General features: G+C 45.3%; 13 protein-coding genes and 4 tRNA genes. 13 read left to right on the plus strand and 4 right to left on the minus strand.

The features are described 5' to 3' along the window. Positions 1–642, minus strand: coding sequence for a 2OG-Fe(II) oxygenase (locus tag FE785_RS01420; RefSeq protein WP_138563693.1), 642 nt, complete (start codon positions 640–642; stop codon positions 1–3). 628 nt (positions 643–1270) lie between these two features. On the opposite strand from FE785_RS01420, the gene speD reads away from it, so the two are divergent. Genes speD through FE785_RS01450 form a run of 6 tightly spaced genes read left to right on the plus strand, consistent with a single transcriptional unit; the run spans position 1271 to position 6015 of the window. Beyond that, positions 1271–1768 carry an adenosylmethionine decarboxylase gene (speD, locus tag FE785_RS01425; RefSeq protein WP_138563695.1) on the plus strand — a complete coding sequence of 166 codons (498 nt, stop codon included), beginning with the start codon at positions 1271–1273 and terminating at the stop codon, positions 1766–1768. Further along, the gene (gene speE, locus FE785_RS01430; protein ID WP_138563697.1) at positions 1761–2609 is read left to right on the plus strand and encodes a polyamine aminopropyltransferase; all 849 of its coding nucleotides are present in this window, start codon (positions 1761–1763) and stop codon (positions 2607–2609) included. The genes speD and speE overlap by 8 nt, the downstream gene beginning before the upstream one ends. Beyond that, positions 2606–3808: a type III PLP-dependent enzyme gene (locus FE785_RS01435; RefSeq protein WP_138563699.1), complete on the plus strand. Its 1203-nt coding sequence runs from the start codon at positions 2606–2608 to the stop codon at positions 3806–3808. Before speE ends, FE785_RS01435 begins: the two co-directional genes overlap by 4 nt. Before the next feature lie 49 nt (positions 3809–3857). Then, positions 3858–4277: an OsmC family protein gene (locus tag FE785_RS01440; protein ID WP_138563701.1), complete on the plus strand. Its 420-nt coding sequence runs from the start codon at positions 3858–3860 to the stop codon at positions 4275–4277. 41 nt (positions 4278–4318) lie between these two features. Continuing rightward, the gene (locus FE785_RS01445; protein ID WP_138563703.1) at positions 4319–4990 is read left to right on the plus strand and encodes a class I SAM-dependent methyltransferase; all 672 of its coding nucleotides are present in this window, start codon (positions 4319–4321) and stop codon (positions 4988–4990) included. Between the two features lie 56 nt (positions 4991–5046). Next, positions 5047–6015: a zinc transporter ZntB gene (locus FE785_RS01450; RefSeq protein ID WP_138563705.1), complete on the plus strand. Its 969-nt coding sequence runs from the start codon at positions 5047–5049 to the stop codon at positions 6013–6015. 80 nt (positions 6016–6095) lie between these two features. On the opposite strand, the gene FE785_RS01455 is transcribed toward FE785_RS01450, so the two are convergent. Continuing rightward, positions 6096–7163, minus strand: coding sequence for a zinc-binding metallopeptidase family protein (locus FE785_RS01455; RefSeq protein WP_138563707.1), 1068 nt, complete (start codon positions 7161–7163; stop codon positions 6096–6098). 249 nt (positions 7164–7412) lie between these two features. Here FE785_RS01455 and FE785_RS01460 point away from each other — a divergent pair, with 249 nt between their 5' ends. Further along, positions 7413–8864 carry a pentapeptide repeat-containing protein gene (locus FE785_RS01460; RefSeq protein ID WP_138563709.1) on the plus strand — a complete coding sequence of 484 codons (1452 nt, stop codon included), beginning with the start codon at positions 7413–7415 and terminating at the stop codon, positions 8862–8864. On the opposite strand, the gene FE785_RS01465 is transcribed toward FE785_RS01460, so the two are convergent. Further along, positions 8853–10169: an adenosylmethionine--8-amino-7-oxononanoate transaminase gene (locus tag FE785_RS01465; protein WP_138563711.1), complete on the minus strand. Its 1317-nt coding sequence runs from the start codon at positions 10167–10169 to the stop codon at positions 8853–8855. The genes FE785_RS01460 and FE785_RS01465 overlap by 12 nt on opposite strands. A 51-nt stretch (positions 10170–10220) precedes the next feature. Next, positions 10221–10961 carry a pseudouridine synthase gene (locus FE785_RS01470; protein WP_138563713.1) on the minus strand — a complete coding sequence of 247 codons (741 nt, stop codon included), beginning with the start codon at positions 10959–10961 and terminating at the stop codon, positions 10221–10223. A 360-nt stretch (positions 10962–11321) separates the two neighbouring features. Here FE785_RS01470 and FE785_RS01475 point away from each other — a divergent pair. The 6 genes from FE785_RS01475 (at position 11322) to secE (ending at position 13464) form a co-directional block, all read left to right on the plus strand. Next, positions 11322–11406: transfer RNA gene (locus FE785_RS01475), tRNA-Tyr, on the plus strand. A 1-nt stretch (position 11407) separates the two neighbouring features. Then, positions 11408–11482 (plus strand) — tRNA-Gly (locus FE785_RS01480). Between the two features lie 65 nt (positions 11483–11547). Beyond that, positions 11548–11623, plus strand: a tRNA-Thr gene (locus tag FE785_RS01485). Positions 11624–11682: 59 nt separating this feature from the next. Next, positions 11683–12873 carry an elongation factor Tu gene (tuf, locus tag FE785_RS01490; RefSeq protein WP_138563715.1) on the plus strand — a complete coding sequence of 397 codons (1191 nt, stop codon included), beginning with the start codon at positions 11683–11685 and terminating at the stop codon, positions 12871–12873. A 70-nt stretch (positions 12874–12943) separates the two neighbouring features. After that, positions 12944–13020, plus strand: a tRNA-Trp gene (locus FE785_RS01495). Between the two features lie 60 nt (positions 13021–13080). Beyond that, on the plus strand, positions 13081–13464 hold the full coding sequence (gene secE, locus FE785_RS01500) for a preprotein translocase subunit SecE (protein WP_138563717.1): 384 nt from the start codon (positions 13081–13083) through the stop codon (positions 13462–13464). The last annotated feature ends 1 nt before the right edge of the window (position 13465 follow it).

A 13465-nucleotide genomic window follows, 5' to 3' on the forward strand; every position in this document is an offset into this window, starting at 1 on the left:
TCAGCGTGCCGGGTCGAGGTTTATCGCCGTTGAGGCATTGCAACGGAACCAGCCGGCGATACTGGCACGGGGTTGCTGTGTCGGCAATACCTCGTGTGGTGTCTGTTCACTTAAGAAAACCACCAACTTGCCGATTTCCGGCATTGCGGTATGTAAAACCTGTTCACCATCTTCACTGTAGATGACCAATTCACCGCCCCATTCATTTTGCCATTGCGGATTAAGGTAGAGTACGGTGGTAATCATGCGATTGGCATTGCCGCGGAAACTGTCGCTGTGTTTTTTATAGAAGTCGCCCGGGCTATAAAGCGCATAGTGGCATTCGTATTCAAACAAACCCATAAACAGCTCACGATTGAGTTGCTGTTGTAGCAGTGCCATTTGTGCGAGATACTGTTGTTGCGCTTCACTTTGACCGTTTAGCCAGTAGATAGAATCGCGGCGGATACCATGATTTTTTTGGTGTTGTTGTCCACGACCAATCCCGGCTTCTTCCATCTGACCTTGTTCATCCAAGGCGTCCAGTTCATTGAGCAGTTGCAAACATAGCTCATTGGAAATGGCATTCGGCCATTCACACCAGCCTTTTTCGACCAGCGCATCAATCATGTGCGCAATGATTTCTACCGATAAGCTCTGCATAAGAATGCTTCCAAATTTTGAGGAAGCGAATTATGCGCTTGTTTTTGATTTTTAACAATAAAAATAATCGAGGTGATGGATGGCCGGCATCAGTTTTAAAAAATAAGTGATTTTTATTATTAGGTAAAAGATTTCTTTTTGTTTTTTAAAGAGTGGGTTGCTATCTTAGCTATACCTGCCCGCTATAAGTCATTACGGGCAAGTATTTCACCTAAGGCAACACTAGGTAAGCGAGTGGCATAGTGATCTAAGTCTTTCGATTGCTAGTGAGGAATAATCAAACAATACTCACTTTTAAAAAAGTTTGTACGCGCTTCGGCGCGTTTTTTTATGCCTGAAAATGCGTATTGGCTCCGCTAAAAGAAAATTTGCTGACAGGATAAAAAAATACTTGCTTTTTTTTCAAAAAATCCAATAATACGCATCTTCCTTTTTCACACAGAAACCTTTGAAATTTTTGCAAAAATGCGAATTAACTAAAGGCAACAGAAAGAAAAATGGTTAACACCTCACATGACAGAAATCATGTGGTTGGGGTTCAACAGACTAGCCTTTGTCCGTTGGACTAATATTAATCATTCATCCGTAGCTCATCTAATTTTACGGGTGTTTTCAAAAGGTGCTCAAGATGTCACATTCAGAAAATGTACTGGTTACCAGTAACGACCATTTTGAAGTTGTAGAAAAAACAACAATCATTGACGATTCATGGCCAACACATGACCAAGCGGTAGAAGATCAGACTTTGGATCATTTCATTACCCGTGAAGGTAAAACGTTTGCCGGAACTCACATTATTGCAGACTTTTGGGGTGCTTCGCGCTTGGATGACTTGCAGTTGATGGAACAAGCCCTGCGCGAAGGTGTGGAAAAAGCTAAAGCAACCTTGTTGCATATCCACCTTCATCACTTTACACCTAACGGCGGAATTTCCGGTGTTGCGGTATTGGCCGAATCACATATCAGTGTGCATTCTTGGCCGGAACGCAACTATGCGGCATTCGATGTCTTTATGTGTGGTGATTCTCAGCCTGAACTGGCGATTGAAGTGCTTAAACAGGCCTTTACGCCAACTGATGTTAAGGTGGATAACCTGCTGCGTGGTGAGGTGAAGATCGATGACTAATACTTACTTGGAAACACTTTACCCGAGTTGGGGCCAGCAGTTTGTGATGGACGAAGTGTTGTTTGAAGTAAATACGGGTCATCAGCATCTGGTTATTTTTAATAATGCCCAGTGGGGCACGGTAATGGCGCTGGACGGCGTTATCCAAACCACGGAAAAAGACGAATTCATCTATCACGAGATGATGGTGCATGTGCCGATGATGGCGCATGGCAATGCCAAAAAGGTGTTGATCATCGGTGGTGGTGACGGCGGTATCCTGCGCGAAGTGCTAAAGCATGACACGGTTGAGTCAGTGACTCAGGTGGAGATCGACCAGCAGGTTATCGACATGTGTATCAAGTATCTGCCCAATCATTCCGCAGGTGCTTACGACAACCCGAAAGCAAACATTGTGATTGCCGATGGAGTCGATTTTGTTAATGAATGTACAGAAAAATTCGATGTCATTATTTCAGACTCGACCGATCCGATGGGGCCGGGTGAAGTGCTGTTCACATCGCGTTTTTACCAAGGCATTAAAAATTGCTTGAATGACGATGGGGTTTTTGTCGCACAAAACGGTGTCAGCTTTATGCAGACCGATGAAGTGACAACGACCTATAAGCGTCTGTCACCTTTGTTCAAGCAGGCGAGCTTCTATAGCGGCGCGGTACCGACCTATGTCGGCGGTATTATGACGTTCGCTTGGGCTACCGATAATTTAGATTTGATCGAAACGCCAGATGAGGTTATCAAGCAACGTTTCAAAGCGTCCGGTATAAAAACCCGGTTTTATACTCCTGAGGTACACAAGGGGAGCTTTGCGTTACCTCAATATGTTTTGGATTGCCTAAAATGATTAACCATACTGAGTTAGAGCAGCTGTTTGCTGAAGAAACACACCCTGATGTGTTACAAGAATTTGACCGTGCCAGCTTGCAGGAGCTGGTGGAAAAGCATGAAACACCGTTTATGGTGTTGGATTTGAGTGAGGTCGAATATCAGTATAAATCGCTACAGGCGGCATTGCCTGGCGTGAAGCTGTTCTATGCGCTGAAATCGCTTTCTCATCCTGAATTGATCAAACGTTTGAAGTCGATCGGCGGCTATTTTGACCTGGCTACGATTGGCGAAGTGGAACTGGTCGAATCTTTAGGGATCACCGGCGACCGCTGTATTCATACACACCCGATCAAAAAGGATAAGGAGATTAAGCGCGGTCTGGAGTTCGGCTGTACCCGGTTTGTTATCGATAATATGGATGAGCTGAAAAAATTCATTCCTTATGCCGGTCAAGCGCAGTTGATTATTCGAGTCAGTTTCCGTAGCCAGCAGGCGGTGGTCGATCTGTCACGTAAATTCGGCTGTTCGCTGGAAGAACTACCGGTTTTGGTTGAGTTTGCGCAGTCTCACGGTATTGACGTTGTCGGCTTGTCGTTCCACGTCGGTTCACAGTCATTATCGCCAATGACTCAGGTCAATGCGGTGCGTGCCAGTGTGGCGGCGATGAAAGTCATGCCTCATGTTAAATGGCAGTTTTTGGATATAGGTGGCAGTTTCCCGGTTTCCTATCAGGAAGAAGTGCTACCGATTGACGATTTCTGTGCGCCTTTACGTGAAGCGCTTACAGAAGTTCCGGATGGTGTTGACGTGTTTGCCGAGCCGGGACGTTTTATCTCGGCACCGTCTATGATCGAGGTGGTATCGGTAGTCGGTAAAGCCAAGCGTGGTGCGCGTATGTGGTATTACCTGGATGATGGCGTTTATGGTGGGTTCAGTGGACAGATGTTCGACCATGCACAGTATCCGTTGGCGCCTTTGAAGCCGTTCGACCCGACCGGTGAGTTCTTACCGAGTGTGTTGGCAGGGCCGACGTGCGACAGTATCGACGTGGTCGCTGAAGATATCGAACTGCCGGAACTGGAGGTCGGTGATATTTTGATCGGTAAGCAGATGGGGGCTTATACCATTGCTTCTGCCACCGAGTTCAACTATTATCCGAAACCAAAAGTGGTGGTGGTCGAAGACATTTTTGACCCGGAGACCGAAGCCCTTTAAACTTGGCTTAGGTCAGAATGGTTTAAATTAACGGTATATAGGAGACAGCATGGCAACAGTAATCAAATGGCAAGGCGGAATGGCGTTTGAAGGCACTACCGAAAGTGGGCACTCTGTATTGATGGATGCGGCCCCTTCCGTAGGTGGTGAAAATAAAGGCGCGCGCCCTATGGAAATGGTGCTGTTGGGTCTAGGTGGTTGTACTTCGATTGATGTGGTGATGATGCTTAATAAAAGCCAGCCTGATCAAGTCAAAGACTGTCAGGTGGAAATCACCGCTGAACGTGCCGATAGTGTGCCGAGTGTATTTACCAAGATCCATGTGCACTTCAAGGTGTTCGGAACCGATCTGAACGAAAAGAAAGTCGCTCGTGCGGTGAGCTTGTCGGCCGACAAGTACTGTTCGGTTTCGAAAATGTTGGAAAAAGCGGTAGAGATGTCGCACGACTATGAAATTATCGAAGCCTAATAAGCGCTAAGCACTACAATCGGGTAAGCAAGGAGGCCGTGATGCCAAACTGGTTTTTGATGTTAACTATGACAATTTTAAAACTGGTAATGAGCAAAAAAGGCCTCGCCAAGCAAGCCCGGCAACCATCAGGCTGGTACGGTAAATATATCGCCCAGCCGATGTTCATCAACGGCAATGCCGCTCTCAATCAACTTATCTTCTCCTCTCTTGATCTAAAGCATACCGACCATGTTCTGGAAATCGGCTTTGGTCCAGGAGTTTTGCTGCAACAGATTGCTGTCAAGGTGGATAGACCTTATCAAGTTTTTGGTTTGGATTTTTCCACAACGATGGTTGAGCAGGCTTCTCAGCGTAACCGTCAATTATTGACCGATCATAAACTGCAATTGCAACTGGGTAATAGTGTACAGATGCCTTATGGTGATGCTCGGTTCGACAAGGTTTGTTGTGCCAATACGCTCTATTTCTGGCAGCCTTTGGCTCCGCATCTGCTAGAAATCCTTCGTTGTTTAAAGCCACAGGGACAGTTGGTTATCGGCTTCAGAGACGCTGAACAGATCAATGCCATGCAGTTGGATGAGGAATTGTTTGCTCGCTATAGTCGCGAGCAAGTCAAGCATTTGCTGCTTGATGCCGGGTTTTCCGATGTGCGGATTATTGCCGAATCGGCACTGCCGCTAGACTCTTATGTGGCGATTGCCACTAAGTAGATGGCATACTATAGACAGCTCTATTTGCATTAATGGTGATATCTAAAGGTAAAGCGATGACACAAGGTTTGATTTACGCATTTTTGCTTGACGGACAAGGTGGAGCCAAGGCATTGAGCTGGCAACAGGTGAAAAACTGGCATGCCGAGCAGGGCGAATTGTGGCTGCACCTTGATTACAGTCAGTATGAAGTCAAGGAGTGGTTGTTTCATGAATCCGGTTTGGATATCTCCGTTGCCGAAACCCTGTTAAGCAGTGAGTCGCGTCCGCGTTGCCAAAGTTATGCTGAAGATTTGCTGATGGCTTGGCGAGGCATCAATCCAAATCCGACCTCCGATCCGGATGATATGGTTGCGGTGCGTATGTGGCGTGACAATAAGCGCCTAATCAGTACCTTGAAGCGTGATTTGCAGGCAATCAATGATGTGGTGTTGCGCTTGGAACGCGGATCAGGTCCTTTAACACTTGGTGAGCTGGTAATCGAACTGGCCGACAGAATGGTCTGGGAAATCAGCTCGGTGGTGGAAAAGTTCGATGATGCCATGGGGGATCTGGAAGCACGCGTATTGGAAAGCAAGCAATTGGTGCTGCGAACCGAGTTGGGGAATCTGCGCCGCCAGGTGATTGCCTTAAGACGTTATCTGTCACCGCAAAAAGAAGCCCTAATGCGTCTGACCATGGAAAAACTGGCTTGGATCGATAGCGACGACCGCATATTGTTGCGCGAGGTAGTCGACCGGGTCACGCGTGCCTTGGAGGATTTGGAGGCGATTCGTGAAAGAGCGATGGTCGCGCAGGAAGAATTGCAGAACCGCATTAGCGAAGAGCTTAATAATCGAATGTATGTATTGTCGATCATTACCGCGGTGTTTTTGCCTTTAGGCTTCTTAACCGGTTTGTTAGGCATCAATGTCGGCGGTATTCCGGGGGCGGAAAACCCGCAAGCGTTTCGTTATTTTATTTGGATTATTATCGGTCTGATTGTCGCCCAGATAATGTTCTTTAAATGGAAGCGCTGGTTTTAACATAAAAATGACAGTGCTAAACAATAAAGCCACCGTTTGCTATGCAGTCGGTGGCTTTTTATGTATCGGTGTTGCCTAAATCAATGACTGTAATGAGTATCGCGCAGATTCGCCAATGTCATTATCACTTGCATAAAGGCTTCTACCGAAGCGATCGATGCGGTCTCATTCATGGTGTGATACCCGGTGGTTGGAATCTGAATGGTCGTGCCATGCACCAGACCTTGCGAATTGGCGGTAATTCGGCCTAATTCGGTACGCCCGATATTACTGCTGTTTTCCGGCGACAACTGGTTCTGTTCCAGAATATAGAGGTCTTTATAGCCGTATGGAATCTCCAGTTTTTCACAAAGTTGGGCAACCTTCTGGGTGGTAAGCGCATTAAATTCCGCGAATTCATCACGGTTGCGCAATACCACCAGTTGTTTATCCGCTTCAAAACGGTTTTTGTAGGGGCTGGTGTCCAATACATAAAGCTCATTGGTCGAGCCACCGAAACGACGGAACCATTCGAGCAGATAACGCCAGCTCGCGCCGCACTCTTCTTCGGCTGTGAAAAACGCCGTACCTTGATAACCCAAACTAAACAGGTGAACCAGAATCGCTGCAGTCAAGACATTGTCGAGTTGTCCCGATAATAAGCCGTTATTGATTTTCAATTTATCGCGAAAACCGACCGGTGTGCCGGCCACAACGTGCTCCAAGCCTTCCAGTTCGAAAATAAGGTTATTGCGGAACTCGCAAATATAAGCGTTATTGATTTTACCGGTACCGCGATAAGCGCCCGACCATGGCTCATAGGCCAAAACCTGGGTATTCTCAAAACGGTTCATCAATGTCATTTTCAGTTCATTGCTGATTGAGCTTTCCGGATAGTTGTTATTGGTTTTACCGGCAACAAACGCGGCAAACTGGAACTCGTTAGGCCCGGTACAGACCAGGCCATGACGGTCGATATGGCTGGAGAACATCGCGCTGTTCGGTTCATTGCCTTGTGCGACCAATAAGCCTTCATACCAGGTGACCTTGGCACCGCGTTCTTCCAGTTCACGCTGTAGTACACGAAAAAACGCGTGCTCGGCACCGACGACACTCGGTTCGCGGATTAGTGATTTAAGAAGGTCGATAAATTCATTAAAGTGTTCCATGTGAAACTCCCACACTTAAGCGGACATGGCAGAATTTAGGGCAGGCAAATTGTGGTGAGCTGTTAAGAATTCTGTTGCGTCAAATTAGTAAAAACAACGCTGAAAAATCAGTCGATAGAAATTGCGATTTTATAGTGAATTGCAGAAAAAGCTATTAATTATTTAATGATTTTGCAGGTTAAATTTTATGTTTATTGGTAAAACATCGTATAGTTGGCTTTGGCAGTTTTCGTAACGTGGGGAAATTTTGTGGCTTGGTTAAAGATAATCGTTTTTTCTTTTTTAGTGCTTGCTTTAGGTGTCATGGGATTCGATACGACTATTGCATTAGTTAAGTTACCGATAGATATTCTTTTAACTTTATTAATTGGCATTACGGGCTTGGCTTTATTGGTGTGGTTAGTTGCCGTAGATCATTCAGTAAGCAAAATATGGAAGTTTTGTGAGCCATACTGTAAGGGTTGGTCTCTTTATTTATTTGAACCGGAAATTAGGGTCAAAGATGAAAATTGTGAGGGGTTCAAGGCACTAAGCCATGAGCAGAAAATTAAAGTTCTGCAGAAGAAATATGCTTCGGTGCCAAGGAAGTTTGAAAGTCGTGTAAGATTGCGCTGGATTGTAGTTTCGGGTTTAGTTTCATTTGGGGTTCTACTTCTACTTTGGCAGTTTGGTCAAATGAATACTGTAGATACTAGAGTGTTTTCGGCTGCGGTTGCACTTTTGGTGGGGGCACCAGTGGCATTAATGGTTTGGTATTTTCGTGATCAAAATAATATTCGAGAATTGGAGCGTCAACATCATGATGTAACGCTAAAAGAATTTCAAAAGCTTCAAGAATGGGCTACCGGTAATATTTCTGATGGATATGAAGATGGTAAGAAAACAAAACGTGTGGAAACACTGCAGATTTCAGCTTTACATTCTTTGCGAACTTATCTAAGAGGAGAGTTTGGAGAAATATTTAAGCGCAGTGCTTTTGAAGTTTTTGTAAGTGTTTTAAGTGTTGAGCACTATGAGATACTGAAGTACATTACTGAGAATTCTAAAAATCCTTCAAATTTTGAAATTCAATGGCAGATAGAACACCGACCACTAGCTAGACAAATTAATCAAATAGCATCAGAGGAATGGTTTAATTTATTGATGAATCATTCATATTCATTGAGAGGAATTAGTCTACTTGGAGTAAGTCTAAAAAATACCTACTTAGTAAATTTAGATTTTACAGCTTCTACTATGCAAGGAGTCTGTTTCGAAGGTGCTGAGCTTGAGAATATAGATTTCACAAGATGCTTGCTGTTCAATGCAGATTTTACTAATGCGCGATTAAAATACTGCAATTTTTTAGTTGCAAATTTAATTTCAGCTTCATTTTTAAGAGCACGATTTGATTCTGTTTTATTTAAAAGTGCAGAAATGCAATTGTGCGATTTTGCGCTGGTGAAGTCAAAGCATAGCTATTTTTCAGAAACAATGCTTCAGGCGACAAACTGGGATGGTTTTTCAACAAATGAAGATGTCTTTAGGGGGTGTGATTTTAGCGGGGCTTTTGCGGTATTTCATGTTAAATCTTTCAAAGACGTAGTATTGACCCGCATAGGTAAGCCAGCAGATGTTGAACCTTTAAAGAGATTAAATGGTAAAGGTAATAAGTTTGACTCATATTCGTTAGATGATGCTAGAAGCTGGTTACATATTTAAATTTAGTATTGCTTTTGTAATTCCCGAACTTAAAATCCTTAAATTATGATTGTTAATATTATAGGCTGGCATGGTGTAAACCAGTTTGCCGAATGGTCTTAGCCAAATACCGTTTTCTATCGCCGCGGCTTGCACGGCTGGGCCTAAATCACTTCGTTCCAGTTCAATTACGCCAATCGCACCCAATACACGTACATCGGCGACACCATCCAATTCTTTTAGCGGTAATAGCGTATCGTTAAAGTGTTGTTCAATACGTTGGATATTGGCTTGCCAGTCGGAAGCTAGCAATACATCAATATTGGCAACCGCCGCGGCACAAGCTAAAGGATTGCCCATAAAGGTCGGGCCATGGGCGAGAATGCCGGGGTTGCCGCTATTCAGTGTTTCGGCAATATGTGTGCTTGCCAGCGTTGCCGCCAAGCTGATATGACCTCCGGTCAGGGTTTTACCTAGGGTGATTATGTCCGGGCTGATTCCCGCCCATTCACAGGCGAACAGTTTGCCGGTGCGACCAAAGCCGGTAGCGATTTCATCGGCAATCAATAACACATCAAACTCATCACATAATGCGCGCAGCTGTTTTAGATAGTCCGGGCGGTAAAAACGCATGCCGCCGGCACCTTGGACAATCGGCTCGATAATAAAGGCGGCGGTTTCCTGATGGTATTGTTCCAGCATTTGGCGCACTTGGTTAATATCTTCATTGTCGCTGTTAGCGTCAAAGCCCATTTGCGGCGCGTCGCAAAAATGGTGCTGTGGTAAAACCTCTTTAAACAAACTGTGCATGCCATTGACCGGGTCGCACACCGCCATGGTGGCGAAAGTGTCGCCGTGATAACCGTTTTTCACGGTCATCAGTTTGTGTTTTTGCGGTTTGTCCTGGCTGATCCAGTATTGCAAGGCGATTTTCATTGCCACCTCAACGGCCACCGAACCGGAGTCGCTGATAAATACTTTATCCAGCCCTTGTGGTGTTAGTTCCACCAGGCGACGGCTCAGTTCAATCGCCGGTTCATGGGTCAGGCCGCCAAACATAATGTGCGGCATGGTATCAATCTGATTCTTCATTGCAGCCGTAATCGCAGGATGATTATAGCCGTGCAAGGTCGCCCACCAGGAACTCATGCCATCAACCAGTTCACGTCCATCGGCTAGAGTGATAATCGAACCTTGGGTTTTTGCTACGCCGATTGCCGGAATTTGACTAGGGCTTTGCGCATAGGGGTGCCAGATATGTTGTTGGTCGTAATCCAACAATTCTTGCCAGTGTTGTGACAGTTGATGCGTGGTTGATTGGGACATGGTTTTTTAATCTTTTTGACAAATTATCTACAGACTAGTTTATCAGTAACGTCAAGAGGTGAGTTTGAGTATGTTCAGTGTCTCTGCAAAGCTGTCTTCCAATGGCGCTTTAATGCTGATTGCTTGTTCTGTATCCGGATGAATAAACTCGAGCTGGGTGGCGGCAAGGTATAAGCGGTGGATTCCTAGCCAGTCATTAAACAGGTGGTTATGGTGGCGGTCACCATAGCGCACATCGCCGATAATCGGGTGGTTGATAAAGTTCATATGACGACGCAATTGGTGTTTGCGCCCGGTCTGCGGCTTTAGCTCCAACAATGAATAACGCTGTTGCGGGTATTTGCCCAAAGGCTTGTCCAATGTCGTGGTCGCCAAGGTACGGTAATCGGTAAAGGCCTCTTGAATCAGTTCCTCGTCACGGCGCGTCTTATCGGCGATCTTGTCCTTATGGAATTTCAGCGCGTGATCGATATGGCCTGACTCATTTGCCCAGCCGCGACAGATTGCCCAATAGGTTTTACTTAGGCTGTGTTGCATGAATTGTTCACCTAGATGACGTGCGGCGTCTTTATTAAGGGTAAACAGCAATAAGCCCGAGGTGGGTTTGTCGAGACGATGCACCGGAAAGACTTCTTGGCCGATAAGGTCACGAGTCATCTGTACAGCAAATTGGGTTTCATGTTTATCGATAGGAGAGCGGTGCACCAACAAGCCTGCCGGTTTATGAATCGCAACCAGGGATTCGTCTTGATAGACAACGGATAGATTGTGATAACGGCATTCAGTGTGCAAAGCCAGGCTCCTGCGGTTGATAAATTAACAATAGTGACCGGCTTATTATATAAGTAATGGCCGGGAGGGATTATGAAAGCCGTATGTCAGTACAGAAATAGTGAAAAACAGATAAAAAATATTTGCCGGCAGGTGGCTAAGAACGCGTTGAATAAATCATTGTGGAATAAATTGCGATAAAACAGCAAAGTAAATAAATATGCCACGTTTACAATTAAGCTATTGATTGATAATATGATTTTTCAAATTGAGTCGGGCGCGCTATTTTCTAGGCTTCAATGAATTGAAATAAAATTCATCTTTTGTGAAATTTGTTGTTGACAGAGGGTGATATTTCTATAGAATACGCACTCACAATTTGGAGGGTTTCCCGAGCGGCCAAAGGGGGCAGACTGTAAATCTGCTGGCTCAGCCTTCGGTGGTTCGAATCCACCACCCTCCACCAAGCGGGTATCGTATAGTGGTTATTACCTCGGCCTTCCAAGCCGATGACGGGGGTTCGATTCCGCCTACCCGCTCCACTATTCCAAAGGCTCTCTTTGTTAGTTTGACTTGTTCAGATTGATGGGGAGGGCCTTTTTAATTTGCTTCCATAGCTCAGTAGGTAGAGCGCATCCATGGTAAGGATGAGGTCGCCAGTTCGATCCTGGCTGGAAGCTCCATTTTATAATGACGGTGTCGTTATGCTTTGTGCATGCGTCGCTATAACGGAGTTTGCATCATGGCAAAAGAAAAGTTTGAACGTTCCAAACCGCACGTAAACGTTGGTACTATCGGTCACGTTGACCATGGTAAGACAACTCTTACAGCGGCACTAACAATCGTACAGGGTAAGAAGTACGGTGGTGATGTAAAAGATTACTCATCTATCGATAACGCACCTGAAGAGCGTGAGCGTGGGATCACAATCTCAACAGCACACGTTGAGTATGAATCAGAAACACGTCACTACGCACACGTAGACTGCCCAGGTCACGCTGACTATGTTAAAAACATGATCACTGGTGCTGCGCAGATGGACGGCGCGATCCTAGTATGTTCTGCAGCAGATGGCCCAATGCCACAGACTCGTGAGCACATCCTTCTATCACGTCAGGTAGGTGTACCATACATCGTTGTATACCTAAACAAAGCTGACATGGTTGATGATGAAGAACTAATGGAATTGGTAGAAATGGAAGTTCGTGAACTTCTAGATACTTACGATTTCCCAGGTGATGACACTCCTGTAATCATGGGTTCTGCTCTTAAAGCAATCGAAGGTGACCAGTCTGAAATCGGTGAGCCATCAATCGGTCGTTTGATCGATGCACTTGATGAGTACATCCCGACTCCAGAGCGTGAAACAGACAAGCCATTCCTAATGCCTGTAGAAGATATCTTCTCTATCCAGGGTCGTGGTACTGTTGCAACAGGTCGTGTTGAAACCGGTGTTGTAAAAGTTGGTGAAGAAATCGAAATCGTTGGTATTCGCCCAACAACAACTACAACAGTTACTGGTGTAGAAATGTTCCGTAAGCTTCTAGATCAAGGTGAAGCGGGTGATAACGTAGGTATCCTATTACGTGGTACTAAGCGTGAAGACATCGAACGTGGTCAGGTACTTGCTCATAAGGGTACAGTAACACCACATACTAAGTTCGAAGCGGAAGTATATGTACTTTCAAAAGACGAAGGTGGACGTCACACTCCATTCTTCAACGGTTACCGTCCACAGTTCTACTTCCGTACAACTGACGTAACTGGTGCGTGTGAATTACCGGCTGGTACAGAAATGGTTATGCCTGGTGATAACGTACAGATGACTGTAGAATTGATCAACCCGATCGCGATGGCAGAAGGTCTACGTTTTGCTATCCGTGAAGGTGGACGTACAGTTGGTGCGGGTGTTGTTGCTAAGATTCTTGACTAATCTCTGAAACACGCTTGCCTTAGCGAAAAAAGGGGGTTATAATCCCCTTTTTTTTTCGCGAACTAAATCCAGGGGTATAGCTCCAATTGGCAGAGCACCGGATTCCAAATCCGGGTGTTGGGGGTTCGAATCCCTCTACCCCTGCCACATTTCGACGACCTGCATTTTAGCGAATGCGGGTCGTTTTTAATTTAGCTAATAGATTTTATGAGTAAAGAAATAGAGAATCAGGAAAGCTCGAGTTCATTGGATACGGTTAAGATTTTATTGTCTTTAGCGGTGTTGATTGGCTCTGTCGTTGGATATTATGTTTTCCAGGAAATGCACCCAGTCGTTCGAGTCTTAGGAGTAGTTGCTGGAGCAGCTATTTCAATGTTCATTTTATATCAGACATCTGTTGGTAAGAGTTGGTTTCAGTATCTGACGCTGGCGAAACGAGAAGTTCGTCAGGTCGTTTGGCCAACACGCCCTGAGACAGTGCAAATGACGCTAATCGTCTTTGTGGTCGTTATTTTAATTGGGATCTTTTTGTGGTTGGTTGACATGTTCTTCCTATGGGCAGTCAAGCTATTAACAGGACAAGGTGGTTAAG

It is taken from the genome of Thiomicrorhabdus sediminis (genome assembly GCF_005885815.1).
Lineage (GTDB): Bacteria > Pseudomonadota > Gammaproteobacteria > Thiomicrospirales > Thiomicrospiraceae > Thiomicrorhabdus > Thiomicrorhabdus sediminis.